Annotated in this window: 25 protein-coding genes; 13 read left to right on the plus strand and 12 right to left on the minus strand. The window is 71.7% G+C overall.

The genetic code is table 11. The features are described 5' to 3' along the window. Positions 1-112 precede the first annotated feature (112 nt). A complete protein-coding gene (locus tag HTZ77_RS30165) occupies positions 113-1,462 on the minus strand; it encodes a carotenoid oxygenase family protein (RefSeq protein ID WP_175593109.1) in 1,350 nt (449 codons plus the stop codon). Positions 1,463-1,706: 244 nt separating this feature from the next. Between HTZ77_RS30165 and HTZ77_RS30170 the strand changes: the two genes are divergently transcribed. The 3 genes from HTZ77_RS30170 (at position 1,707) to HTZ77_RS30180 (ending at position 3,792) form a co-directional block, all read left to right on the plus strand. Next, positions 1,707-2,237, plus strand: a complete 531-nt coding sequence (locus tag HTZ77_RS30170; protein WP_175593110.1) for a PadR family transcriptional regulator — start codon at positions 1,707-1,709, stop codon at positions 2,235-2,237. 95 nt (positions 2,238-2,332) lie between these two features. Beyond that, complete coding sequence (locus HTZ77_RS30175) at positions 2,333-3,349, plus strand: alpha/beta hydrolase (protein ID WP_235995404.1); 1,017 nt, start codon at positions 2,333-2,335, stop codon at positions 3,347-3,349. After that, complete coding sequence (locus tag HTZ77_RS30180) at positions 3,346-3,792, plus strand: nitroreductase family deazaflavin-dependent oxidoreductase (RefSeq protein ID WP_175593111.1); 447 nt, start codon at positions 3,346-3,348, stop codon at positions 3,790-3,792. Before HTZ77_RS30175 ends, HTZ77_RS30180 begins: the two co-directional genes overlap by 4 nt. 336 nt (positions 3,793-4,128) lie before the next feature. Here the strand turns inward: HTZ77_RS30180 and HTZ77_RS30185 are convergent, their stop codons facing one another. The 6 genes from HTZ77_RS30185 to HTZ77_RS30210 all read right to left on the minus strand — a co-directional run bounded on the left by HTZ77_RS30185 (position 4,129) and on the right by HTZ77_RS30210 (position 7,412). Next, complete coding sequence (locus HTZ77_RS30185) at positions 4,129-4,797, minus strand: hypothetical protein (protein ID WP_235995406.1); 669 nt, start codon at positions 4,795-4,797, stop codon at positions 4,129-4,131. 37 nt (positions 4,798-4,834) lie between these two features. Then, positions 4,835-5,239, minus strand: coding sequence for a type II toxin-antitoxin system PemK/MazF family toxin (locus HTZ77_RS30190; RefSeq protein WP_175593112.1), 405 nt, complete (start codon positions 5,237-5,239; stop codon positions 4,835-4,837). Between the two features lie 149 nt (positions 5,240-5,388). Next, complete coding sequence (locus HTZ77_RS30195) at positions 5,389-5,676, minus strand: hypothetical protein (protein ID WP_175593113.1); 288 nt, start codon at positions 5,674-5,676, stop codon at positions 5,389-5,391. Between the two features lie 433 nt (positions 5,677-6,109). Further along, positions 6,110-6,319: an MBL fold metallo-hydrolase gene (locus HTZ77_RS30200; protein WP_205303913.1), complete on the minus strand. Its 210-nt coding sequence runs from the start codon at positions 6,317-6,319 to the stop codon at positions 6,110-6,112. 83 nt (positions 6,320-6,402) lie between these two features. Continuing rightward, positions 6,403-6,921, minus strand: coding sequence for a pyridoxamine 5'-phosphate oxidase family protein (locus HTZ77_RS30205; RefSeq protein ID WP_235995407.1), 519 nt, complete (start codon positions 6,919-6,921; stop codon positions 6,403-6,405). 65 nt (positions 6,922-6,986) lie between these two features. Beyond that, on the minus strand, positions 6,987-7,412 hold the full coding sequence (locus HTZ77_RS30210) for a VOC family protein (RefSeq protein WP_205303971.1): 426 nt from the start codon (positions 7,410-7,412) through the stop codon (positions 6,987-6,989). Positions 7,413-7,676: 264 nt separating this feature from the next. On the opposite strand from HTZ77_RS30210, the gene HTZ77_RS30215 reads away from it, so the two are divergent. Next, complete coding sequence (locus HTZ77_RS30215; RefSeq protein WP_175593115.1) at positions 7,677-8,552, plus strand: helix-turn-helix transcriptional regulator; 876 nt, start codon at positions 7,677-7,679, stop codon at positions 8,550-8,552. A 129-nt stretch (positions 8,553-8,681) separates the two neighbouring features. Next, positions 8,682-9,533 (plus strand): oxidoreductase, encoded by an 852-nt coding sequence (locus HTZ77_RS30220; RefSeq protein ID WP_175593116.1) that lies wholly within the window; start codon positions 8,682-8,684, stop codon positions 9,531-9,533. Positions 9,534-9,796: 263 nt separating this feature from the next. Here HTZ77_RS30220 and HTZ77_RS30225 read toward each other — a convergent pair whose 3' ends face one another. After that, positions 9,797-11,407, minus strand: coding sequence for an amidohydrolase family protein (locus tag HTZ77_RS30225; RefSeq protein ID WP_175593117.1), 1,611 nt, complete (start codon positions 11,405-11,407; stop codon positions 9,797-9,799). Between the two features lie 85 nt (positions 11,408-11,492). After that, positions 11,493-12,194, minus strand: a complete 702-nt coding sequence (locus HTZ77_RS30230) for a TetR/AcrR family transcriptional regulator (RefSeq protein ID WP_175593118.1) — start codon at positions 12,192-12,194, stop codon at positions 11,493-11,495. 108 nt (positions 12,195-12,302) lie between these two features. Here HTZ77_RS30230 and HTZ77_RS30235 point away from each other — a divergent pair, with 108 nt between their 5' ends. Genes HTZ77_RS30235 through HTZ77_RS30265 form a run of 7 tightly spaced genes read left to right on the plus strand, consistent with a single transcriptional unit; the run spans position 12,303 to position 20,462 of the window. After that, positions 12,303-13,934, plus strand: a complete 1,632-nt coding sequence (locus HTZ77_RS30235) for an amidohydrolase (protein WP_175593119.1) — start codon at positions 12,303-12,305, stop codon at positions 13,932-13,934. Positions 13,935-13,958: 24 nt separating this feature from the next. Then, a complete protein-coding gene (locus HTZ77_RS30240) occupies positions 13,959-15,563 on the plus strand; it encodes an ABC transporter substrate-binding protein (RefSeq protein ID WP_235995409.1) in 1,605 nt (534 codons plus the stop codon). Then, positions 15,563-16,507: an ABC transporter permease gene (locus HTZ77_RS30245; protein WP_175593120.1), complete on the plus strand. Its 945-nt coding sequence runs from the start codon at positions 15,563-15,565 to the stop codon at positions 16,505-16,507. Before HTZ77_RS30240 ends, HTZ77_RS30245 begins: the two co-directional genes overlap by 1 nt. Before the next feature lie 34 nt (positions 16,508-16,541). Continuing rightward, entirely contained in the window at positions 16,542-17,393 is an 852-nt protein-coding gene (locus HTZ77_RS30250; protein WP_175593121.1) for an ABC transporter permease, read from the plus strand. A 2-nt stretch (positions 17,394-17,395) separates the two neighbouring features. Then, complete coding sequence (locus tag HTZ77_RS30255; protein WP_175593122.1) at positions 17,396-18,322, plus strand: ABC transporter ATP-binding protein; 927 nt, start codon at positions 17,396-17,398, stop codon at positions 18,320-18,322. Beyond that, positions 18,319-19,062, plus strand: coding sequence for an ABC transporter ATP-binding protein (locus HTZ77_RS30260; RefSeq protein WP_328808850.1), 744 nt, complete (start codon positions 18,319-18,321; stop codon positions 19,060-19,062). The genes HTZ77_RS30255 and HTZ77_RS30260 overlap by 4 nt, the downstream gene beginning before the upstream one ends. 14 nt (positions 19,063-19,076) lie before the next feature. Then, on the plus strand, positions 19,077-20,462 hold the full coding sequence (locus tag HTZ77_RS30265) for an amidase (RefSeq protein ID WP_175593123.1): 1,386 nt from the start codon (positions 19,077-19,079) through the stop codon (positions 20,460-20,462). Positions 20,463-20,538: 76 nt separating this feature from the next. Here HTZ77_RS30265 and HTZ77_RS30270 read toward each other — a convergent pair whose 3' ends face one another. Next, positions 20,539-20,904 (minus strand): darcynin family protein, encoded by a 366-nt coding sequence (locus HTZ77_RS30270; protein WP_175593124.1) that lies wholly within the window; start codon positions 20,902-20,904, stop codon positions 20,539-20,541. Further along, positions 20,894-21,811, minus strand: coding sequence for an NAD(P)H-binding protein (locus HTZ77_RS30275; RefSeq protein WP_175593125.1), 918 nt, complete (start codon positions 21,809-21,811; stop codon positions 20,894-20,896). The genes HTZ77_RS30270 and HTZ77_RS30275 overlap by 11 nt, the downstream gene beginning before the upstream one ends. A 115-nt stretch (positions 21,812-21,926) precedes the next feature. Here HTZ77_RS30275 and HTZ77_RS30280 point away from each other — a divergent pair, with 115 nt between their 5' ends. Further along, on the plus strand, positions 21,927-22,865 hold the full coding sequence (locus HTZ77_RS30280; protein WP_235995410.1) for a LysR family transcriptional regulator: 939 nt from the start codon (positions 21,927-21,929) through the stop codon (positions 22,863-22,865). Positions 22,866-22,877: 12 nt separating this feature from the next. On the opposite strand, the gene HTZ77_RS30285 is transcribed toward HTZ77_RS30280, so the two are convergent. Continuing rightward, positions 22,878-23,588, minus strand: coding sequence for a TetR/AcrR family transcriptional regulator (locus HTZ77_RS30285; protein ID WP_175593127.1), 711 nt, complete (start codon positions 23,586-23,588; stop codon positions 22,878-22,880). Positions 23,589-23,591: the final 3 nt, after the last annotated feature.

Here is a 23,591-nt window from a genome sequence, read left to right on the forward strand (position 1 = left end):
GTCGGCGGGCGTACGACCTGTCATGGGATGGCCGCACCTGGCAGACGGCGGTTCGCGTCGGCGACAATCAGCCCAGGACGGGGACGAGCGCCAGCTCTGGGTTCCTCGATCCTCAGGCCGGGATCCAGTTGCCGTGGAAACCCGTGGGGATGCGCACCGGGACGTGCACCTCGGCGAGCGGGGGCGCGGCCAGGTCGGCGGCGTCCAGGATGGCCAGGTAGCTCGTACCGGCGCCGCGGTCGTGGGCGAACGTCATCAGGAAGCCCTCGTTCTCACCGGTCCCGGCCCGGGGGACGAAGACGGCCTCGCCGCAGGTGTGGCCTGGGGGGAGGCGGTGCACCGCCCGGTCGCCGCCGCCGGCGAGGTCGTAGGCGTAGATCTCCGACCGTTCGGGCTCGGCGTCCAGGGAGAAGCTCGTCGTGTAGCCGTAGCGGTGGGGCAGCCCGAGCATCGAGTCGGCCACACGGGGGTATTCGCTGGGCGCGTCGTCGAGCGATTCCTCGGCGACGGCGCCCGACCTCAGGTCCAGCGTCCAGCGGTACGCGACCGGAAGCCCGCCTTCCAGGTCGTCGGCGCCGCCGCGCCACAGCGTGGGGACGCGGGTGCCGGTGACAGTGATCGTGTCGCCCTGCGGGTCCTCGAAGGCATTCATGGTGTGCCACACGTAGCAGGGGGCGACGTCGAACCAGCGTACGGGCGCGTCGTCGCCCGCCGTGCGCGCCAGCACGCCGAACCGGGCGCGGTGCGCGTCATCCCAGCGCCACGGCGGCCCGCCCGCCGCGGCCTGGGCGCGGTCGAAGACGACCGGCAGGTCCATGAAGATCATGTAGTTCCGGGTGATGGCGAAGTCGTGCATCATCGTGGCACGCGGCACGTCCACGACCCGCGTCTGCACCACCTCGCCGGTGGTGGAGGCGCGGTAGCAGGTCAGGTACGGCGGGCGCAGCTGATAGCCGAAGAACAACAGCTCCCCCGTGATCGGGCATACCTTCGGGTGCGCGGTCATCGGGGTCCGCAGGGCGCCGTCGAAGGTGTACGCCCCGATCGTGGCGAGGTCCGGCGTCACCTCGTACGGGAAGCCGCCCTCCTCCAGGGCGAACAGCCGTCCCGCGTGCGCGATCAGGTGGGTGTTGGCCGTGGTGACCCGGTAGTCGATCCGGCCGGTCTCCGGGTTGAAGGCGAGGGCGAAGCGGGACTGGCCGGGGTGCTCGTACAGCGGCGTGCGCACGTACCGGTTGCGGTACCAGCGCGCCCGGCCGCCGTCGAGCGCGATGGTGTGGATCATTCCGTCGCCCGCGAAGGAGTGCGGCGACCAGCCGGTACGCGGGTTGGGCCCGTTGCGGAAGAACTGCCCGTTCAGCTCGGCCGGGATCTCACCGACGACCTTGGACGGCTCCACGGTCACCTCCTCGGCGACCGGCGCGTTGTTGCCCGCGAGGTGCAGCGGCACGGTTTCGGACATGCTGGAACTCCTGTCGGAATGGGGTGGAGACGTCGACAACCGTGCACGAAAATATCCGCGGACAACAGTCTTGTTCTTCCAGCTCGCTTCAGCCGACCGAAAGAACCCCAGGTGAGAGCCTCCGCAAAAGTCCCCGGGCGGAGCCGCTACGAGATCACATCCGCCGAGTCCGCCTCCACGGGCACCACGACTAGCCTGTTCGGCAGGGCTTTGGCGGGTGCCGGCCCGGCGAGTGAGGGAGACGATGTCGGCGACGCGACTGCTGGTCCTTGGCGTGGTGCGGTTGCACGGTCAGGCACACGGTTATCTGGTGGGCTCCGAACTGGAGTCGTGGGAGGCCGGGCAATGGGCGGGGCTCAGGTCGGGCTCGATCTACCACGCGCTGCGTCAGCTGGCCAAGGAAGGTCTTCTGGACACCAGCGAGGTGCACGAATGGCCGGGCCGCGTCGATTACGCCATCAATGAGAAGGGCGAGGCGGAGTTCCTCGGGCTGCTCAGAAGCGCCCTGAGGGTTCCCGATCGGCGTCCGGAACTGCTCAACGCGGCCCTTGCGCTGCTGCCCGCGCTGCCCGAGGAGGAGGTGATCGCGCTGCTCGAGGAGCGGGTGCGCGCTCTGGAGGGTGAGCGGGCGCAGATCGTGGCCACGGCCCAGGAGGAAAGGCGTCCGAGGAACGTCACCGAGTTGTTCGCCCTGCGCGCGGCGCAGGTGGCGGGTGAGGCGGCGTGGGTCCGTGACCTGATCGGGCGGTTGGAACGCGGCGAGCAGCCGGCCTGATCGGCCGGAGACCGGTTTGACGGTACGAGCGCGGATGAGCCATAGTTCGATACCCAAATTTGGTTAACCAAATTTGGGTACAGCTAAGGAGTCTCATGCGCATCACGACAGCGGTCCTTCTGGCGCTCGTCCCGATCCCCGCAGCCTCGATCCCGGCATCGGCGGACGCCGCCCCCGCCTGCCGGGCAGTCGGCGCCAAGGTGGCGATGACCTCCAGCGGCCCCCCCGACCAGCGCGTCGCCGGCACTCTGTGCCTGCCGCGTGGTCATGCCACCACCGTTCAGCTGCTCATTCCCGGCGGCTTCTACGGCCAGGCCTACTGGCGGATGCGGGGCGACCCGCAGCGCCCCTCCTACGTGGAGACGATGACCGGCGCCGGGTACGCCACGCTGGCCATCGACCGTCTCGGCACCGGGGCGAGCTCCTACCCGCCGAGCACCCGTTTCCGGCCGGACACCCACCAGATCGTCATCCGCCGGCTCATCCGGCAGTTGCGCGAGGGCCGTCTGGGCGGGGGCCGGTTCGCCAAGGTCGTTGTCGTCGGCCACTCGCTGGGCTCGACCCTCGCCCGCGCCGTGGCCGCCGCACATCCGGCGGAGGTGGACGGCGTCATCCTGACCGGCGAGTCGAGCGTGCCGGACGAGGCCGCTTTCGAGCAGATGGGCGCGGGAATCCACCGGGCCGCTGACGACTCCCGTTTCGCCGGGCGCGGGCTCGACGACGGCTACCTCACCACCCGTCCCGGCCTGCGGGCCACCTGGTTCTACCACGGGCCCAACGCCGACTCCAAGGTCATCGCCGCCGACGAGGCCACCAAGACGACGGACGTCTTCCCGCCCGGCGACTCCTACACCCCGCCCTCGATCAACAAGCACATCCAGGCCCCCGTGCTGATGGTCAACGGTGAGCACGACAAGCTGCTGGCCGGAGCCCGCTCCTCCTCCGCCGCGCTGCACGCCCAGGAGGCCCCCTTCTACGGTCCCCGCGCCAAGCTGGAGACCGTCGTGGTCCCCGGCACCGGGCACGTGCTCAACGGCCACCGCACCGCGCCCGACTGGTTCGCCCAGGCACGCGCGTGGGCCGACCGCCAGGTGGGCGGAGCGGCCCGATGAGCCAGGAGCCGATCGACAGCCCGACCACGTGGGTGGCCAGGCACGTCAAGAGCTACGCCGAGTCCGGCGGCGCTCGCGGTCACCTCTTCCACGGCGCCCCCACCCTGCTGATCACCACGATCGGCCGCCGCTCAGGACTGCCCCGGCGCACCGCCCTCATCTACGGCCGCGACGGCGACCGCCACCTCGTGGTCGCCTCCAACGGCGGCGCCGCCGACCATCCGCTCTGGTTCCACAATCTGCTCGCTCGACCACAGGTCAAGGTGCAGGTCGGGGCCGAGGTGTTCGACGCGGTGGCCCGCCCCGCGGCCGAGGACGAGCGGGTGCGCCTGTGGGCGACGATGACGGAGATATGGCCGCGCTACATCGTCTACCAGCGAGAGACGACAAGACAGATCCCGATCGTGATCATCGAGCGGGCGGCGACGTCGGACCTCGGCTGACGACGATCTCCAGCCACGCTCCCCGCACATCCCGGTGACCCCAGGCACGAGGCCGGACATGACCTTGGCCGGTCTGGAGATCGCTGTCCATGTCTGGTGGTTGAGGGACGGTGTTCGCGACGCTCACCTATGACCGACCGGTCGGTCAACCGTCTTCTCCTCGATGAGGGTCGCGAGCTGGGTGGCGACTCGGTGGAGGGGGGCGGTGTCGTGCTTCCCCTTGGCGAGCAGGAGTGCGCCCTCGGCTCCAGGAGGTCGGCGAGGAGGTCGGCGATGGCCAGGCCCCACTCGTCGGCGGCCTGCGTGATCGTTTCAGCGGCCAGTCGTTCGGCCTTGTCAGCGAGCCGCCACCTTGTTGATCAACGAGGACGGCGGCGGGGTGCGCCGAATGGCGCAGTTGGTGCAGGTCGAGTCCGGCGTGCTTGTCGAACAGGACGCGGACGCGGTCGTAGCCGAGGCGGGCACGGCCGGTGTGCGGGCAGATGTCGCCGGCGGCCGGGCGGCGGGCCGGGACGGGGCGCCGTTCCGACAGGAACAGCGGGCCACGAGTGCGTGAGCTGCCGTCCGGCAGCCGCAGCAGCCGGGGCAGGTGCGTCCGCTCCCGAAGGGGGATGCGCGGCGCGACAGCAGCCGGTGGATCGCGGCCTTGGCCACTGCGCGGGCCTCGTCGGCGGTTTCCCTGCGGCGTTCGACGTCGGCCGGGACCGACGGCGCGGCCCAGTGCTTCTTGATCTGGCACCAGGACAGCCAGGAGGCGACGGCGGCGCGGTTGCGGTTCCAGGTCGCCGGGCCGATCTCGACGTCGCTCACCTCTGCCGGCAGGCGGTCCCGGTCGAGCAGGGTGATGACGCGGTCGATGGCCGAGGCGTAGGCACGGTGGGTGTTGGAGTTGGCCGTGCGCGGGGTGGACAGGAAGACGTCGGCGGCCGCGGCGAGCGTGACGTGGCCGCCGCGCAGGGCGGTGAATGCGCCCGTCGGGGCGAGCATGCGCTGTGCGGCGGCCACGCGAGTGGGTCGTCCAGGACGTGGTTCACCTCTTCGGCTACCTGAGTCCACCGAGACGGAGGGCGTCCCTGATCTCGCTGAGTTTCGCGGTCGTCGCTGTGGTCCACTCCTTCGCCTGCTCCCCGAGGCGGAGGGCGTCCTCGATCTCGCTGAGTTTCGCGGAGGACAGGACGCCCGCTTGCTCGATCAGGTCGTCCCGGGACACCGCGGTCAGCCACGTGCAAGGAGTCATCCCTGGACGAGGGAACGCTATCCGCAGCACGCCTTCAAAGGGCAGTCCTTCCCCGGCTCCTACTGCCACTTCGACGCCCAGACCGCTGAGGTCGACGCCCGCCGGAGCGACGACCTGCACAGCCCGGATCCCGGACGCGTCGTCTTCCGACAGCAGGACGACCGGCCGCCGCTCGTCGAACGCGACCCACCAGACTTCGCCACGTTGCACATGTCCTCCTGACACTGGGTGGCAGGCCCGGGCGGCGGTCAGGGCATGCCTCTTGGGTGACACCGCCGCGCATCGGCGATGCGGTGCCGCGTTCGGTCGGTTCTACCATTTTCGGGACGGCCGGAGACCTGCGGGCAATGCCCCCTCGCTCACCTGGAGTCGCGAAAAACGGGGCACACGAGCTGGACACCCTGCAGTGCGAGCTGCAGGCCGGCCACCCCGATCCGCACATGGCCCTGGGCCAGGCGGGCCTGGAAGTGGCCTGGTGGCTGCGCTGGTCGACCACCGAGCGCGCGCGGCGGCCGGCCGCGCCCGGAGTAGGTGATGTAGGTGGCGCGCCAGGCGCACATGCGGCCTTGCAGCCGGTCCCGGACTTCGACGCTGGCGACCTCGTGGATGTCGGTCATGGCATCTACCAGTAGTCCGTGTTTGGTCACGGACGGAAGGTTAAGGCTGTCTTTTCCACTGTCTTGCTCCGTGACCTTTCCGTCCCAGCCGGAACGGAAAGTCCGACAAAACCAATGACTTGTTCCTCAAGAGCAGGGACATGATCATGCGATTCCGGGGGCGTGAGCGCGCCGCGCCGGGAGAGCCGGTGGCCTGCAGGCCGGGGCCTCTGGGCGGCGTTGTCCACACCGGCTTTCGTCCCAGGCGAATCGTGAACTCGGAGTTTCTACTAACTCGCTCCGCCGCGATCGTGGTTTTCGGGTGCCCCGAGCGAAGGGGCGCTTTCCGTCATCGCGTGCGCGGCCGACTTCGTACGAACTGACGCAGGCGTGCGATGTCGCGCTGTTCGGCCTCGATGAGGCGGTGTGAGCGTCTGCATGTCCTCGCGGCCTGACCCGCGCCGAACGGCTCGGACGGCCGCGATCACGCCGAGATGAACGGCTCCGTCAGATGCGGTGTGGCCAGGTGCAGCGTGGTGGCGGTTGCGTGGTCGAGCATGCGCTTCCTTGAGCGCCTGGCCGCCTCAGGGCCGATCTCGTGCGAGTAGGAGAGCTCGGGGTGGAGCAGTTGGAGCGCGTGCACCAGGAGGTCGCCGGTGACGAGCGCCAGCTCGCGCCCGTCGGCGACCAGCACGCTCTGGTGCCCTGGTCGCGCTGCCGGGCGCAGGGGCGCCGTCCACCGCGGTGCTGGCCGAAGCGTTGCCCCGATGGCGACGCTCAGGCAGACCGGCGCTTCTCCCGCTGCTGGGCCAGTTCCTCGACCGCGCTCGGCAGGGTCGTCTCGAAGTCGATCAGCTTCGCCCAGGTCGGGGTCACGACGATCCGGACCATGCCGTCGTGGTAGAGGGAACGCACCTCCGCCTCCCACGCGACTCGCTGCTCGGGCGTCATCTCGTAGGTGCTGGTCGCCTGGAGGAATTCGTCCGGGATGCCGTCGACGAAGTCGAGCTCGGCCCGGCCGCGGATGAGCAGGATCTTCGGCGGGTGCGTCTCGGTGTCGATCGTCAGGGCGACCATCGGGTTCTGGCTCAAGGCCTGGAGCTTCGGAGCGTTCTTCGGGGTGCACATGACGATCTCCTCGCCGTTCCAGGCGAAGATGATCGGGACGTTGCGGGGTGTGCCGTCCTTGGCGACGTAGGCCAGGCGGGTCACGTCGCGAGCCAGCAGTTCCTGGCTGGTCGGCCGGTTCAGAACCTGGGTGATCTCGTTCGGCTGCATGGTCATCCCTTTCGTCATTGTCGTTTCCCTGGTCCGTCCAGCGGATCGTTCTGGTTGGTCGCGGGTCGGCGGCAGCGGGACCGTCAGGTGAGCTGCTCGGCCAGCGCGATGATGATCCCCTCGGCGCCGCGGACGTAGCAGAGCCGGTAGCTGTCCTCGTACTGGGCCAGCTCGCCGACGAGTTCGGCGCCGTGGGTGCGCAGGCGGGCGATGACGTCCTCGATGTCGTCGACGGCGAACATGACGCGATGCATGCCCAGCGTGTTGTGCGGCGGGTTGCGCGGTCCGGCGCCGATCGCCGCGGGGGCGTGGTACTTCGCCAGTTCCAGCCGGCCGTGGCCGTCCGGGGTCCGCATCATCGCGATGTCGCAGCGGACGCCGTCGAGTCCGACGGTACGGTCCGCCCAGCGGCCCTCGATCTGCGCCTTGCCCTCCAGCTCCATGCCGAGTTCCGCGAAGAACGCGACGGCAGCCTCAAGGTCGTCGACGACGATGCCGACGTTGTCCATCCGCTGGAGCGTCATGGTGGTTCTCCTTCGTCGCGCGGCCCGTTGTGGGCCGCTGGTGTACCTGGGACGGAGCCGTCGCCACGTTCTCGACATCCAACGACATGCTGATTTTCACCGCCGCCGAATGCCACGCGGCGGACCGGGTTCCGCCGCGTCTCAGGGACCCGCACCACGCTCTCGCGGCCTCGCGTGACCTGGTGTGTAGTACTGGCAGGGCCAGCTACACCCTTGGTGATCCGCTGGGCGAGGAGCAAGACTTGGGGCATGGGCAACAACGACCTGGGCGACTTCCTGCGGGCCCGCCGCGCCGGACTCACGCCGGATGAGATCGGTCTGCCGGTCGAGTTCGGCGCCGGTCGCCGGGTCGCCGGTCTGCGGCGCGGTGAGGTCGCGCAGCTGGCCGGGGTGAGCACCGAGTACTACACCCGTCTGGAACAAGGCCGCGCCCGGCAGCCGTCCGAACAGGTACTCCATGCCCTCTGCGACGCGCTGCGGTTCGATGACATCGAGCGGCGGCATCTGTTCGCCCTCGCGGGCGCCACAGCCGGACGCAAGGACCGGGCCGAGCACTCGTCACGGCTACGACCGGCGTTGCGACAGGTGCTGGAGTCGATGGATCTGGCTTGTGCTTTCGTCAGCGACCGGAACCTCACTGTCGTCGGCGGGAACACGTTGTGGACGCTGCTGTTTCCCGGTGTGGCCGAACTGCCGCGCCAGGAACGCAGCATGGCGCGCTGGACGCTGCTGGATCCACGCGCTCGCCTGGTGTGGTGCGACTGGGAACGCGTCGCCCGCGACTACGTGCACGGGTTGCGGATGGCCGCCGCGGCCCAGCCGCGCAACCAGCGCATCGCCAACCTGATCGGTGAGCTGATGATGCGCTCCCCCGAGTTCCCGGCGTGGTGGTCGGAACACCGCGTCCAGGAACGCAGCACCGGCCTCAAACGCCTCCGCCACCCTGTCGCCGGTGACCTGGAACTGCAGTACGAGATCTTCACCTCGGTCGCCGACCCGGGCCAAACGCTCGTCGTCTACTGCGCGCCGTCCGGCTCGCCGTCCCAGGAGCGCCTGCGACTGCTGGCCAGCTGGGGCAGCGAACCCGCCACCGCGACCACCCGGAACACCGCCGCCGAGTCCTGACCACCGCCCGAACCGGGCGATCCAGCACCACCACCACCCCGACACGACCCCGTCATACCCCCGGGGTCGATGCCGCCGTGCCCAGGCACGCCCGGCGGCGTGACACGCGTCCACGAAAGGACACCCGTAGTGAGCAAGACCTTCCTGATCACCGGCGTCAGCACCGGCCTCGGACTGGCCGTCGCCCGACGAGCCCTGGCGGCCGGGCACCGGGTGGCGGGCACCGTGCGCACCGAGCAGCACGCGGACGCCTTCCGGGCACTGGACCCCGACCGCGCCCGGGCCTTCATCCTCGACCTGTCCGACGCCGACCGGATCGACCCCACGGTGCGGGCCGCCGAAGCGGAACTGGGCCCGATCGACGTGCTCGTGGCCAACGCCGGCTACGGGCTCGAAGGCACCTTCGAGGAGTCATCGATGGACGATCTGCGCCGCCAGTTCGAGATCAACGTGTTCGGCACGGTGGCGACCGTGAAAGCGGTCCTCCCCGGCATGCGGGAACGGCGCGGCGGCCACATCTTCGTCATCACCTCGATGGGCGGCCACACCACCTTCCCCGGACTGGCGTTCTACGAAGGCAGCAAGCACGCCCTGGAAGGCATCACCGACACCCTCGCCCAAGAGGTCAACCAGTTCGGCGTGCGGGTCACCGCCGTGGCTCCCGGCGCGTTCAAGACCGACTGGGCAGGGCGGTCGCTGGTCCGCGCGCCACGCAGCATCGCCGACTACGACGCGCTGTTCGACCCGATCCGGACCCGCCGCCAGGCTCTCGCGGGTCAGGGCATCGGTGACCCCGACCGCGCGGGCGACGCCATCCTCACCCTCCTGGACGCGGAGAGGCCTCCCGTGCACGTCCTGCTCGGCTCGGACGCGCTACGCCTGGTCGCCGCCGGGCGCCGGCGCGTCCAGGACGACTTCGACGCCTGGGAGGAACTCAGCCGCTCCACCGACTCCACCGAAGGCGGAGTGACGGTCGCCTGACACCGGACGATCCGCCAAGACAGTCGTGAAGGCGTGCCGGTCGCGTTTTCGGGGCCGGTGAGGACCGTCTGGTGGCATCACCCGTCACCTTCTCCACGGTGAGCGTACTGTGGATCGGCGGCGTGTCGGCCATCCTGGTGCCGCCGGTCGCCGGCGGCACGCCCGGCTCAGGGGCGGTTCGCGGGTCTGGCGGGTGCAGGCCTCGGGTCTGACGAGCCCCTGGCAGGCGCACGACGGGAGTGGCCTGCCAGGGGCTCCGGGCGTCAGGTCTGCCTGCGGGTCTCGGCTCCTCCCCACGTCTTCAGGTACGCCTCGGCTCCGGCCAGCATGTCCTGGGCGAACTCGTTGCCGGCGTACTTGCGCATGTCCTCGATCCAGTCGGGGACCAGGCCGTAGTGGGCCACGCCGTCGGTGTTGACGTCCCAGACCCGTTCACCGGTGCGCAGCCGGTCGAGCGTGACCGCGCCGTCGAGCGACGTGAACGGATAGGTGACCGCGCTGCCCTGGCGGGGTCCCGGGAGGGGGCCCATGCCGTTGGTGTCGAGGCCGTAGCCGTAGCCGGGGTGGCCGAACTCGTCACGCAGCGGCTTCGTCGTGCGCCAGCCGGCGGTGAAGGAGTCGGCGGGCGAGCCGTACGCGGTCACCATGCCGCCGAGCCGGTAGATCCGGCGGAAGTAGCTGGGGTCCGCCCAGCTGTGCGAGGAGATGACGCCCGGATACTTGGCGCTCTCCAGCAGGTCGAGCGTCTGGGCGGCGGCCTTGACGCTCATGTGGTCGAGCTCGACGATCATGCCGCGCTTCATCATCCCCTGGACCATGTAGGAGCCCAGCGAGGTCAGGCCCCTGGTGTTGCAGTGCGGCGCCGCGGGATAGACCGGCAGGCCGACGCCGGGCGGCAGCCACCTGGCCACCTCGGGCGGCAGCACTCCGGCCGGGTCGATCGTGTTGTCGTGCTCGGCTCCCGTGCACGTCCTGGCGTTCCAGAAGGAGCCGCTCGCCAGGAAGTTGCCGATGTTGACGATCACGCCCGTGGTGCCCGAGTCGAACCGGACGCCGCACAGGGCGTTGTCGTACTTGTGGCAGACGAACATGCTGCGGACGCCGATCTGGTACATCTCGTCCAGGCCGCGGTCGATCTGCGCCTTGGTGCAGTGCGGGATGCCCCAGGTCTGGCGGCAGCCGAACGGCTCGGAGGTCTCGACGCCCAGGACCACGGCCAGCTTGCCGGTCGCGATCACCTGCCTGGCCTCGGCGGTCGACTTCACCACCCGGAACCAGCCCTGGCCCGGACCGCCGCTCTGGGCGTCGATGTAGTCCTGCAGCTCGAAGGTGCGCTGCGCCTCCAGCCTGAGCGTGGCCATCTCGTCGCAGGTGTTGTGCTTGAGCGGGTAGATCTCGCAGAGCTGCCGGTTGGCGACCAGGTCGTTGACGAAGATCCGGAGCCCGCCGCGCCAGGCCCGTTCGAGCCACTTGTAGTAGCCCTGCTGGTGCGTGAGGGAGTCGTGGGCCGGCCAGTCCTTGAACGTCGGCCAGCCGACCGGGTCGTGCTTGCCCACGGGGGTGCCGTGGCGGGTGAAGTTCTCGAACCAGGCGAGCGATCCGTCGGGCTGGTGGTCGGGGCAGTCGACCAGGGCGTGCTCGATGCCGTCGAGGTCGAACGGCTTGCCGCAGATCAGGCTGCCGCCGAAGGCCTCGTTCGCCATGAGATGGCTGTGGGCGTCGACGAAGCCGCGGACGGGGTTCGCGGATCCCGGCGGCTGCCCGACTGCCCCGACGTCGGACTCCGGGGCGGCCTGGGCGGTGGCGGTGGTCCCCGCCAGAGGCAGGGTGGCCAGCAGGACCACCCCCATGATTCTGGTGATGTTGCGTAACATGAGCGCACCTCACGAATCGGCTGATTCATGGTCTGCCTTTGTTACTCGCCGGTCAAGACGTAAGTGCGGCTCGGATTCGGCGCGATCAGACCACTGCGTCCTCGCCCCCCGCGACCGCGGCGGCCCGCGCCTCGATGGCGGCGATCAGCGCCTCCACCTGGACGGTGTAGACCGGCGCCGGGCGCACCTCCGCGAGCTCCGCGCTGAGCCGGGTGATGTGGGGGAAGCGCTCGGCGTCGACCATGCGGTACTCCCGCATCCATGACGACTCGTCGCCCGCCCTGGCCTCCGGGGTGAACAGCGCGTAGGCGGCCGCCTGGCCGACGTGCGCCAGCAGGGCGTCGGCGACGGCCCGGTAGTGGAGCGCCGCGTCGGCGCCGTCGAGCCCCGCCTCGTTGATCGCGCCGAGGATCAGCTCGACCAGCCTGAACTCGTTGGCCCGACGCGTCGTACGGCTCGCGGTGATCGAGGCGACCGCCGGATACTTGAGCCCGACCCGCAGCGACACCTCGGCCAGCGCCCGCAGCCGGTCCTTCCAGCCGAGCCCGTCGGGAATGCTCTCGACGACCTCGCCGTAGACCCGGTCGGCCACCGACAGCAGCAGCTCGTCCTTGTCGCGGAAGTGCCGGTAGACGGCCGTGGGGTCGGCCCCCAGCTCCTCGCCCAGGCGGCGCACGGTGAACGCGTCGCCGCTGCCCCGGGCGGCGATGCGCAGGCTGGCCTCGATGATGGCCTCGCGGCTGAGCTGGCTGCCCGAGCGCCTGGTCCTCACAGGTGTCTTCGCCATGATCGCACCAGTGTATCGGTTGGGTCTCCACGTAGCGCAACAGTGTTGACATCTATGTTGCGCTCGCGTTCACTCCTCCCCAACACAGCGTGAGCGGAAGGTACGGTCATGGTGGAAACGATCTTCGTGGGACGGGTCTTCACGGGCACGACCCCCACCCCTGTCGATGCGGCGGTGGCGGTCGGCGGCGGGCGCGTCCTGCGGGTCGGCGATCCGGACGAGGTGCCGGCGCAGGCGGGCCCGGGCACCGAGGTGGTGGATCTCGGCGACGGCCTGCTCATGGCGGGCTTCCAGGACGCCCACGTGCACCCGGCGTCCGGCGGCGGCCAGATGCTGCGCTGCGACCTGTCGGCCGAGCACGACGTCGAGGGCTACCTCCGGGTGATCGCCGCCTACGCCGCGGCGAACCCGGACCAGGCGTGGGTCCACGGTGGCGGCTGGTCGATGGACGCCTTCCCCGGCGGCACGCCGACCAGGCAGCTGCTCGACACGGTGGTGCCCGACCGCCCGGCGCTGCTGACCAACCGCGACGGCCACGGCGCCTGGGCCAACAGCCTGGCCCTGCGCCTGGCGGGCCTCGACAGGGACACGCCCGACCCCGTGGACGGCCGGATCGAGCGCGAGCCCGACGGCACCCCGCAGGGCACCCTGCACGAGGGCGCCATGACGCTGGTGACCGCGCACGTCCCGGTGGCGACCGCCGAGGAGGCCTACGCCGGGCTGCTCGCCGGCCAGTCCCACCTGTTCTCGATGGGTGTGACGGCATGGCAGGACGCCATGATCGGCGCGTTCCCCGGCCATCCCGACAACTACCCGGTGTACCTGCGCGCCGCCCAGGAGGGGACGCTGCGGGCCCGCGTCGTCGGCGCGCTGTGGTGGGACCGCGAGCGGGGCCTGGAGCAGATCCCCGAGCTGGTGGAACGGCGGGAGCACGGGCGGGTCGGCCGCTTCAACGCCACCACCGTCAAGATCATGCTGGACGGCGTGGCGGAGAACTTCACCGCCGCGATGCTGGAGCCGTACCTCGACGGCTGCGGCTGCGCGACCGCCAACAGCGGCCTGAACTTCGTCGACCCCGCCCTGCTGCGCGAGGCGGTCCGCGAGCTGGACGCGCTCGGCTTCCAGATCCACTTCCACGCCCTCGGCGACCGCGCGGTCCGGGAGGCGCTCGACGCCCTCGCCGGAGCGCGCGCCGCCAACGGCGCCAACGACAACCGCCACCACCTGGCGCACCTGCAGGTCGTGCACCCCGCCGACATCCCGAGGTTCGCCGAGGTGGGCGCCGCCGCCAACATCCAGCCGCTCTGGGCGGCCCACGAGCCCCAGATGGACGAGCTCACCATCCCGTTCCTCGGGGCCGCACGCGCGGCCCTGCAGTACCCCTTCGGCGACCTGCTCCGCGCCGGCGCCCGGCTGGTCGCCGGCAGCGACTGGTCGGTGAGCAGCCCGAACCCGCTGTGGGGCGCGCACGTCGCGGTGAACAGGACCGTGCCCGACGGCGAGCGACGCGCGCCGTTCCTGCCCGGGCAGGCGCTCACCCTGGCGCAGGCGCTCACCGCCTACACGGCCGGCAGCGCCTGGATCAACCACATCGACGACGTCACCGGCACGGTCGAGGCAGGCAAGGACGCCGACCTGGTGGTGCTGGACCGCGACCCCTTCGCCGGTCCGCCCGAGGAGATCGGCGCCACCCGGGTGGCCAGGGCCTACGTCCAGGGCCAGCTCGTCCACCAGGCCTGACATCCCGCGAGAAAGGCGTGACTCATGAGCGGACTGCGAGGGACGGCACTGGCCGTCCTCACCCTGGCCATGGCCGCCGCCGCGTGCGGCGGGGGCGGAACCGCGGCCCCGGCGGCCGGCAAGAACCTGAGCTCCGGCACTCCCCGGCCCAAGGGTGACATCGACGCCTTCACCTGGGTCTCCTATGCCGAGCCACCGACCCTCGACTACGTCCACGCCTTCGACTACCCGCAGAACATGGTGCTGTCCAACGTCTGCGAGAGCCTCATGCGCTGGACGCCGGAGCTGAAGGAGGAGCCTGGCCTGGCGGAGAAGGCCGAGCAGCGCGATCCCAAGACGCTCGTCTACACCATCCGCAAGGGCGTGCGCTTCCACAGCGGCGCCGAGCTGACCGCCGACGACGTGGTGGCCAGCCTCAACCGGCACCTGGACGAGAAGATCGGCTCCTACTGGATCTCCACCTTCCGCAACGTCAAGTCGATCACCAGGACCGGCCCGATGGAGGTGACGGTCAGGTTCAAGCGGCCCGACGCGCTGTTCAACCTGGAGATGGGCGCCTCGCCCGGCACGGTGGCGAGCGCGGCCTCGCTCAAGGCGCAGGGCAAGGCGTTCGGCACCGCCGACGGCGGCCTGGACTGCACGGGGCCGTTCAAGCTCGGCGCCTGGACCAAGGGGCAGTCGATCCAGCTCGACCGCTTCGCCGGCTACTGGGGCACCAAGGCCCGGTCGGGCAAGGTCACCTTCACCTTCGTGCCCGACGCGGCAGCCAGGACCAACGCCCTGGTGACCGGCGAGGCCGACGGCGGCTACCTGATCCCGGCCGCCTCCGTCGCCCGGCTGCGCTCCTCGGGGGCCGGCACCGTCTACGGCGGCCCCAACCTCACCACCGCGAACCTGATCGTCTCCGACCTGCGCGCCGGCCCGCTCGCCGACGTCCGGATACGGCAGGCGCTGTCGCTGGCCATCGACCGGCAGGGCCTGGCCAAGGCGGCCCTCGGCGAGTACAGCGCCCCCACGCTCGTGCCCGGGCCGGTGCAGGCCTGGCGCAACGTGGCCGAGGCCAGGCCGCCCGCCCCCGCCGTCAAGCGCGACGTCGAGGCGGCCAAGAAGCTCGTCGCCGAGGCCGGAGCGCAGGGCATGAAGATCGTGATCGCCACCTCCAACGCGGCGCCCGAGTTCCCGGTGATCTCCAACGCCGTGCAGGCGGCGGCCCAGCAGATCGGCCTGACGGCCGAGGTGCGGACCATCGCCCCCGACGCCTACACCGCGCTGTTCTCCGACCCCGCGGCGCGCAAGGGCATCGACCTGTTCCCGACGTTCTGGTACCTGTCGGCGACCGACCCGCTCGAACTGTACGGGCTGTTCAAGACGGGGCAGTTCGAGAACTACGGCGGGTTCTCCGACCCCGCCTACGACAAGCTGGTCGACGCGGCCGAGGCCGAGTTCGACCGGGTCGAGCGGGCCCGGCTGACGGCCAGACTCCAGGAGACGGCGGCCACCCAGCTCCCGTGGATCCCGCTGGCGGACCTCGACAACGTGATGTTCCTGGGCAAGCGCATCACGGGCGCGCCCACCAGCATCTCCTACCTCTACTACCCGTGGGCCGCGGACATCGGGGCGGCGGGTTGATGGCGCGCTTCCTGCTGCGCCGGCTGGCCGGGATGGCCGCGATCCTGGGCGCGGCCTCGTTCCTGGTGTTCGGCGCCCTCCAGCTCGCCCCCGGAGACCCGGCCACCTTCCTGCTCAGCGGGCGCTCGGCCACGCCGGAGGCCCTCGCCGCCATCCGCGCGCAGTACCGGCTCGACGATCCGGTGCCCGTGCAGTACCTGCACTGGATCGGCGGGGTGATCACCGGCGACTTCGGCCGCTCGGTGCAGTTCCGCACCGATGTCGGCGGGCTGATCGCCGCCCGCGTGCCCGTCACGCTCACCCTCATCGGGATGGCCTTCGTGCTCACGATGGTGCTGGGCCTGGCGTTCGGCGTGTGGAGCGCGACCAGGCCGGGGGTGGTGGACAAGGCCGTGCTCGTGGGCAGCTCGGTCGCGGTCGCCACGCCCTCCTTCGTGCTGGGGTTCGTGCTCATCGTGGTGTTCTCGGTGAACCTCGGCTGGTTCCCGTCCATCGGCGCCGGGGATGGCCTGGCCGACCGGTTGCACCACCTCACGCTGCCCGCCGTGGCGCTCGCCCTCACCTTCGCGGGGGTGCTCGCCAGGGTGTCGCGGACGGCGATGATCGAGCAGCTGGGCCAGGAGTACGTCGTCGTCGCCCGCGGCCGGGGCGTGCCCGAGCCGACGATCGTGCGCAGGCACGTGCTGCGCGGCGCCATGACGGTGACCCTCACCTACGGCGGCCTGCTGGTGCCCGGCCTGCTGGTCTCGACCGTGCTGGTGGAGACCACCTTCGGGGTCAACGGCCTCGGCCAGTTGCTGCAGTACTCGGTGACGGTCAAGGACTTCCCCGTCGTGCAGGCGCTGACCCTGCTGACCGTGGCGGTGTTCGTGCTGGCCAACCTCGTGGTGGACCTGCTCGCGCCGCTGGCCGACGCCCGCGTACGCCTGGGAGCGAGGACCTGATGGAACAACACGTGCGCCTGGGGGCGAGGACCTGATGGAACAACTCGTCGTCAGACCCGGACTGCGCGGCCTCACCGGCCGGTTCAAGGGCGGCGGCCTGCGGGCGGCGGCGCTCGTGGTGATCGCGCTGCTGGTCCTGGCCGCCGTGCTGGCGCCGCTGATGGCTCCCGCCGACCCCGACGCGGTGGACCTGTCGGCCGCACTGGCCGGCCCCGGCGGCGACCACCTGCTCGGCGCCGACGCCTCCGGCCGCGACCTGCTGTCCAGGGTGATCTACGGGGCCAGGACGGGGCTGCTCGGCCCGCTGGGCGTCGTGGCCCTGTCCACGGTGCTCGGCGTCGCGGTCGGATTGAGCGCCGCCTGGCACGGCGGCTGGGTGGACGCCGCGCTGTCACGCTCGATGGAGCTGGTCTTCGCCTTCCCCGGCCTGCTGCTGGCCATCCTGGTGGTCGCGATGTACGGCCCCGGCCAGCTCGGGCCCGTGATCACGCTGGCCGTCGCCTACACGCCGTTCGTGGGCCGCCTGGTGCGCGGCGTGGCGCGGGGGGAGATGGGCCGCCCGTACATCGCCGCGTACCGGGCGCTGGGCTTCGGCGGCCTGACCATCTGCCTGCGCCACCTGCTGCCGAACATCGCCCCGGTGATCCTCGCCCAGTCCACGATCAACTTCGGCTACGCCCTGCTCGACCTGGCCGGGCTCGCCTTCCTCGGCCTGGGCGTGCAGCCGCCGACCGCCGACTGGGGAGCCATGATCAACGAGGGGCAGTCCGCCGTCCTGCAGGGGGCGCTCGGCCCGATCCTCGTCCCCGGTCTGGCCATCGTGCTGAGCGTGATCGCCTTCAACATCGTCGGCGAGAGCCTCGCCGACCACGTCTCCCGGAGGTGACCATGCTGGAGATCGACGACCTCTCGGTACGCCTGCCACGCACCGCCCGCCCGGCGATCGACCGCATGTCGCTCACCGTGGCCGAGAACGAGACCGTCGGCCTGGTCGGCGAGTCGGGATCCGGCAAGTCGCTGACCGCTCGGGCCGTCCTCGGCCTGCTGCCGGAAGGCACGCGGGCCGAGGGCGCGATCCGGATGGACGGCGCCGACGTGCTGTCCATGTCCCCGGCGAGTCTGCGCCGCCACCGGACCCACGCGGCCGCGATGATCTATCAGGATCCGCGCGCGGCGATCAGCCCCTTCCGGCGGATCGGCGACTTCCTCGCCGAGATCCTCAGGGAGGAGATCGGCGCCAGGGCGGCCCGCGCCAGGGCCGTCGAGCTGCTGGGCATGGTCGGCCTGCCGGAGCCCGAGCGGCACGTGCGCCAGCATCCGCACGAGCTGTCGGGCGGCATGCTCCAGCGGGTGGTGATCGCGGCCGCCCTGGCGGGAGAGCCCCGGCTGCTGCTGGCCGACGAGCCGACCACCGCGCTGGACGTGACCACCCAGGCCGAGATCATGCGGCTGCTGCGCGACCTGCGCGCCAGGACGCGGACCGGGATGCTGTTCATCACCCACGACCTGGAGCTGGCCGCCACGATCTGCGACCGCGTCTACGTCATGTACGCCGGCCGGGTCATGGAGACCGGCCCGACGCGGCGGCTGTTCGCCGGGCCGCGCCATCCCTACACCGCGGGCCTGCTGGCCGCCACCCCGCGCGTCACGCACCTGGGCACGCTGCCGCCGCCGATCCCCGGGCGGCCGCCCGACCTGCTGTCGGCTCCCCCGGGCTGCCCGTTCACCCCGCGCTGCCCCGACGCCACGGACTCCTGTACGGCCGCCGCCCCGCTCCTGGTGGACGGGGTGGCCTGTGTGAAGGCGGAACGGTGACCATCGACCTCGAGGTGCGCGGCCTGCGCAAACGGTACGGCGCGTTCACCGCCGTGGACGACGTCGGCTTCGACCTGGCGGCGGGCGGATCGCTCGGCCTGGTGGGAGAGTCGGGCTCGGGCAAGACCACGACGGCCCGGCTGCTGCTCGGCCTGGAGCGGCCCGACGCCGGCACGGTGCTGGTGGCGGGGAAGCCGCTGGCGGAGCTCGGCCGCAAGGCCAGGGCGCGGCTGATCCAGATCGTCTTCCAGGATCCTCTCGGCTCGCTCGACCCGCGCCTCGCCGTACAGGAGTCGCTGGCCGAGGTGCTGCGGCTGCACTTCCCCGGCGAGCCGCACCAGGCACGGGTGGGCGAGCTGCTCGACCAGGTCGGTCTCGGCCCGCGTGAGGCGCGGGCACTGCCCAGGGAGCTGTCGGGCGGCCAGCGGCAGCGCGTCGCCATCGCCCGGGCGCTGGCCGTGCGGCCCAGGGTGCTGGTGCTCGACGAGGCCGTGGCCGCGCTCGACGTCTCGGTCCAGGCGCAGATCCTGGGCCTGCTGGCCGAGATCCGCGCGGCAGGCGACGTCTCCTTCCTGTTCATCACCCACGACCTGGCCGTGGTCGGCTGCGTGACCGATCACGTGGCCGTCATGCGGCGCGGCCGGATCGTCGAGTCGGGGCCGACGGAGCAGGTGCTGACCGCTCCCGGCCACGCGTACACGCGGCTGCTGCTGGATTCCGTCCCACGGCCCGCCTTCTAAGGAGATTTCCGGAAATGTTGTGCTACCTGTCGGCCACCGAGGCCCATCGCCTCATGTCCAGGCGCGAGCTGTCGCCCGTGGAGCTGCTGACCGCCGTCATCGACCGGGCCGAGGCCGTGGAACCACGGATCAACGCCTTCACCGAGCACCTGTACGAGTCGGCGATGGAGCAGGCCAAGGCCGCCGAGACCGCCTACCTGAACGGCACCGCCAGGCCGCTCGAAGGCGTCCCGGTGGCGGTCAAGGAGGAGCATCCCATCGAGGGCCACACCCACGAGGAGGGCTCGCTCCTGCTGCAGGGCATGGTCGCCGAGGAGAGCCACCCGGTGGTCACCCGGATCGCGCAGGCGGGCGGCATCATCCATGCCCGCACCACGACGCCCGAGTTCAGCTGCGCCGGGTTCACCCACAGCAGGCTGTGGGGCGTGACGCGCAACCCCTGGAACCTCGACTACTCCCCCGGCGGCTCCTCGGGCGGCTCCGGCGCCTCGCTGGCCGCGGGCACCTCGCTGCTGGCCACCGGTTCCGACATCGGCGGCTCCATCCGCATCCCCGCCTCGTCCTGCGGGGTGGTCGGGTTCAAGCCGCCGTTCGGGCGGGTGCCCGCGCTGCCGCCGTTCAACCTCGACCAGTACTGCCACGACGGCCCCATGGCCCGTACCGTCGCCGACGTCGCGCTGCTGCAGAACGTCATCGCCGGCCCGCACCCGTGGGACGTGGCCTCCCTCCGGCCCAGGCTGGAGCTGCCGCCGCTCACCGGCGACGTGCGCGGGATGCGGATCGCCCTGTCGCTGACGCTCGGCGACTACCTGGTGGAACCGGACGTCGTCGCGGGCACGCTCGCCGCCGCCGAGGCGCTGCGCGCGGCCGGCGCGGTCGTGGAGGAGGTCGCGCTGCCCTGGACCAGGGGGCAGATCATGGCCGCCGCCGACGCCCATTTCGCGGGCATCTTCGGCGCCGGGATCGGCGAGCTGGCCGCCGAGCACGCGGACCTGCTGTCGGACTACACCCGGCGGTTCGCCGAGATGAAGCCGGAGCTCAGCTTCTACCAGGGCATGGAGCTGGAGGGCCTGATCTACCGGCCGCTCGGCGAGCTGCTGGAGCGCTTCGACGCGCTGCTCTGCCCGACCATGGCCGTGCCGGCCTTCCCCGCCGAGCACGACGGCGGCCCGCTGTCCGTCAACGGCGAGAGCGGCCACTACATGCTGGGGGTCATGACGATCCCCTTCAACATCGCCAGCCGCTGCCCGGTGCTGTCCGTCCCGTCGGGGGTGGCCGCCACCGGCGTCCCGACCGGCGTGCAGATCGTGGGCCGCACCTACGACGACGTGACCGTCTTCCAGGTCGCCTCGTGCCTGGAGGCCGCCCTGCCCGGCATCGGACGGCCCGCCGGCCTGTGAGGCCCGCCCGCTGCTCGCCCGACCTGCCGGCCGGTGCGTCCGCAGGGCGGCGGCACCGGCCGGTCAAGGCGGGGCGTCAGGTGGCGAAGGTGGCCAACGGCTCCACGCCGTAGGTGCGGGCGTAGCCGTTCTCGGTGCCCACGAGCAGGTCCACGACGTCGAAGTAGCGGTCCCAGAAGGGGGTCTCGCGCAGCGCGTCGATCAGCAGCCGGTAGGCGTCGTGGTCGTCCGCCTCCCAGACCCAGACGTCGGTGACCCGCGCCGAGTAGAACTCCGTGTCGTAGAAGCGGGAGCGGACGCCGCGGGTGCGGGCCTCGATCACCGGGACGACCTGGGTGGCGAAGGCCTCGACGCGTTCGGGCACGGTCAGCGCCAGCCACTCGGGCGTGGTCTTGACCAGCATGAACGCGGTGACCGGCGGCTCGGTTCGGTCAGTGGACATCGGCTGCCTCCGGCGTGGCGAGGACGGCGGGCTTGAGGGTCCGCGCGCACCACTGCGCGAATCCGGTGGCCGGGGCCGCCTGCGGCGAGCGGTCGACGCCCGCGTCCAGGCCCTGGTCCTTGGCGCGCTTCATGTCGACCATGCCCTCGACGAACTCCTCGTTGAGGCCGTAGCCGAGCATGGTGGAGCGCAGCTCGTCGAGCGGCTGGCGCCGGTAGTGGACCGGACGGCCCAGCTCCTCGGTCATGATGCGGGCCAGGTCGTCGGGCGACAGGTCCTGCGGGCCGAGCACCGGGACACTGCCGACACCGGTCCAGGAGCGGTCCAGCAGCAGCCCGGCCGCCGTCGCGGCGATGTCGGCGACGGCCACCATCGGGGCCGGACGGTCCGCGGCGACGGTGTCGGTGAAGACGCCGTGCTCGCGGAGCGAGTCGGCCTCCTCCAGCAGGTTCTCGTAGAAGGACGGGCAGGCCAGGGCGCGGTAGGCGACGCCGGAGCCGGCGATCAGGTCGTCCATGGCGAGGGAGGCGGTGACCAGCCCGGCCCGGGCGGCCTGCGGGGTGCCGCGGCCGAGCGCCGAGACACCGACGACATGGCCGACACCGTGGGCGGCGAACGCCCGCGCGGCCGGGCGGGTGAAGCCGCTGTACGCCTCGTCGGGCGTGAGCGAGGCGTCCGGCGGCACCAGCCAGAAGACGGCGTCGGCCCCGGTGAAGGCGCGCTCGGCGGTCGCGGCGTCGCCGTGCGAGCCGGTGACCACCTCGACCCGGCCGCGGACGGCCTCGGGGAGCCGGGCGGGATCGCGGACGACGACGCGCACCTCCTCTCCGTGGGCGGGCGCGGCCTCGACCAGCAGTGACAGCAGCCGCCGGCCGATGTTCCCGGTGGGGGCGGTAATGACGATCATGAAAACCTCTCGGTCCGTGTCGGATCGGTTCGACCCCTTGATCGTGCAGACCCGGACCGTATTGCCACAATGGGAACTTCAGCATCCCATCATTGCCTGAAACGGAATAATGCCGTTGAGCAGCCCCATCCCGAACCTCGACGCCAACCTCGCCGTCGCCCTCGACGCCCTGCTGACCGAGCAGAGCGTCACCCGTGCCGCCGCCCGGCTGCGCACCTCCCCCGCGGCGATGAGCCGCACCCTGGCCCGGCTGCGCCGGGTGCTCCAGGATCCGCTGCTGGTGCGGGCAGGACAGGCGATGGTGCCCACCCCCCGCGCCGAGGCGCTGCGGGACGAGGCCGCCGCGGTGGTGCGCCGGCTGGAGGCGTTGCTCACCCCGAGCGGCGAGATCGACCCCGCCGCGCTGCGGCGCACCTTCACCGTCCAGGCCTCGGACCTGGTCGGCGCGGCGCTGGCGCCGGGCCTGCTCGGGCTGGCCCGGCGCCGGGCGCCGGGCGTGTCGCTGCGGGTGCTGGCCGAGGAGTGGGAGGCGGGCCCCGCGCTGCGCGAGGGCCGGATCGATCTGGAGATCGGGGCCATCGACCACGTCGACCCGGAGACCCGTGTCGAAGAGCTGGTCACGCTGCGGATGGCGGCCGGGGTCAGGGCCGGGCACCCGCTCGCCGAAGGAACCCTGACGCCCGCCGGGCTGGCCGCGGCCGAGCACGTGGCGGTCAGCCGCCGGGGACACTTCGCCGGCCCGCTGGACGCGGCCCTGGCCGAGCGGGGCCTCAGCCGCCGGGTCTGCGCCGTCCTGCCCGGACACCTGGCGGCGATGGCGCTGGCCGCGACCGGCGACGTGGTCTGCCTGGTGCCGACCGCGCTGCCGGGTGAGCCCCCTTCACCGCTCAGCGACGCGGCGCACGCGCTGGGACTGCGCCTGCTGGACATCCCGCTGCCGCTGCCGCCGGTGACGATCGGCATGGCCTGGCACCCGCGCCACCTCGCCGACGGGGCCCACCAGTGGCTGCGTGGCGCCGTGCGCCGGGTGCTCCGTCCGGCCCGGGAGGAGTAGCCCACACCAGCGTCATCGCGGCGGGGGCGCGGCGGTCGCCGCCGGCTCGTCCGTGGTGGTGCCCTGTCGGCCGGCCCGGCGCTCGGTGTGCGCGGAGCGCGGTGCCGGCCAGCCCCCGGACGGTGCGGTCTCCTGTGTCAGGCCCGTGATGACGGCCCGAAGGAGGCGTTCCGCCTGCAGGTCGGCGGCCTCGGGGCCGTCGAGGGTCATGAGCCCGTCGGCGAGGAGGGTGGCCAGTCCGTGCATGGCCGCCCAGACGGCGAACTCGGCTCCAGGGCGGGCCGCGGCGTTCAGGGCGCCGACGGCGACGAGCCGGTCGAGCTCGGCTTCGACCACGTCGTGCGGGTGCTGCGCGATCTCCGCTCCAGGGTCCCGGCCCCCGAAACCGAAGGCCAGGCGCGCGACCGCCGGGTCTTCCAGCGCCCAGCGGACGTAGGCGCGACCTGCCGCGACGAGGCCCCCCTGGGGGTCGACGCCCGGTCCGGCCGTCTGTGCGGCGCTGCTCATACGCTCGCCGAGGCGAGCGATCACCCGCGTCGACAGCGCGCCGACCAGCGCGTCGCGCGAGGCGAAGTGGTGGTAGGCGGCGCTCGGGCTGACCCCGACCCGGGCCGAGGCCTCCCGCAGCGACCAGCCCACGACCCCGTGTTCGCGGACCAGCGCCTCGGCCGCGTCCAGCAGGGCGTTCCGCAGCTCTCCGTGGTGGTACCGCCTCTTGTTCACGAC

It is taken from the genome of Nonomuraea montanisoli, assembly GCF_013363975.1.
GTDB classification, from domain to species: Bacteria; Actinomycetota; Actinomycetes; order Streptosporangiales; family Streptosporangiaceae; genus Nonomuraea; species Nonomuraea montanisoli.

Bases quoted from the DNA above. Each gene is read 5' to 3' on its own strand.
- HTZ77_RS30165 (WP_175593109.1), bottom strand. From the start codon at position 1,462: ATGTCCGAAACCGTGCCGCTGCACCTCGCGGGCAACAACGCGCCGGTC.
- HTZ77_RS30170 (WP_175593110.1), top strand. From the start codon at position 1,707: ATGTCGGCGACGCGACTGCTGGTCCTTGGCGTGGTGCGGTTGCACGGT.
- HTZ77_RS30175 (WP_235995404.1), top strand. From the start codon at position 2,333: ATGCGCATCACGACAGCGGTCCTTCTGGCGCTCGTCCCGATCCCCGCA.
- HTZ77_RS30180 (WP_175593111.1), top strand. From the start codon at position 3,346: ATGAGCCAGGAGCCGATCGACAGCCCGACCACGTGGGTGGCCAGGCAC.
- HTZ77_RS30205 (WP_235995407.1), bottom strand. From the start codon at position 6,921: ATGACGAAAGGGATGACCATGCAGCCGAACGAGATCACCCAGGTTCTG.
- HTZ77_RS30210 (WP_205303971.1), bottom strand. From the start codon at position 7,412: ATGGACAACGTCGGCATCGTCGTCGACGACCTTGAGGCTGCCGTCGCG.
- HTZ77_RS30215 (WP_175593115.1), top strand. From the start codon at position 7,677: ATGGGCAACAACGACCTGGGCGACTTCCTGCGGGCCCGCCGCGCCGGA.
- HTZ77_RS30225 (WP_175593117.1), bottom strand. From the start codon at position 11,407: ATGTTACGCAACATCACCAGAATCATGGGGGTGGTCCTGCTGGCCACC.
- HTZ77_RS30230 (WP_175593118.1), bottom strand. From the start codon at position 12,194: ATGGCGAAGACACCTGTGAGGACCAGGCGCTCGGGCAGCCAGCTCAGC.
- HTZ77_RS30235 (WP_175593119.1), top strand. From the start codon at position 12,303: ATGGTGGAAACGATCTTCGTGGGACGGGTCTTCACGGGCACGACCCCC.
- HTZ77_RS30240 (WP_235995409.1), top strand. From the start codon at position 13,959: ATGAGCGGACTGCGAGGGACGGCACTGGCCGTCCTCACCCTGGCCATG.
- HTZ77_RS30245 (WP_175593120.1), top strand. From the start codon at position 15,563: ATGGCGCGCTTCCTGCTGCGCCGGCTGGCCGGGATGGCCGCGATCCTG.
- HTZ77_RS30250 (WP_175593121.1), top strand. From the start codon at position 16,542: ATGGAACAACTCGTCGTCAGACCCGGACTGCGCGGCCTCACCGGCCGG.
- HTZ77_RS30255 (WP_175593122.1), top strand. From the start codon at position 17,396: ATGCTGGAGATCGACGACCTCTCGGTACGCCTGCCACGCACCGCCCGC.
- HTZ77_RS30265 (WP_175593123.1), top strand. From the start codon at position 19,077: ATGTTGTGCTACCTGTCGGCCACCGAGGCCCATCGCCTCATGTCCAGG.
- HTZ77_RS30270 (WP_175593124.1), bottom strand. From the start codon at position 20,904: ATGTCCACTGACCGAACCGAGCCGCCGGTCACCGCGTTCATGCTGGTC.
- HTZ77_RS30275 (WP_175593125.1), bottom strand. From the start codon at position 21,811: ATGATCGTCATTACCGCCCCCACCGGGAACATCGGCCGGCGGCTGCTG.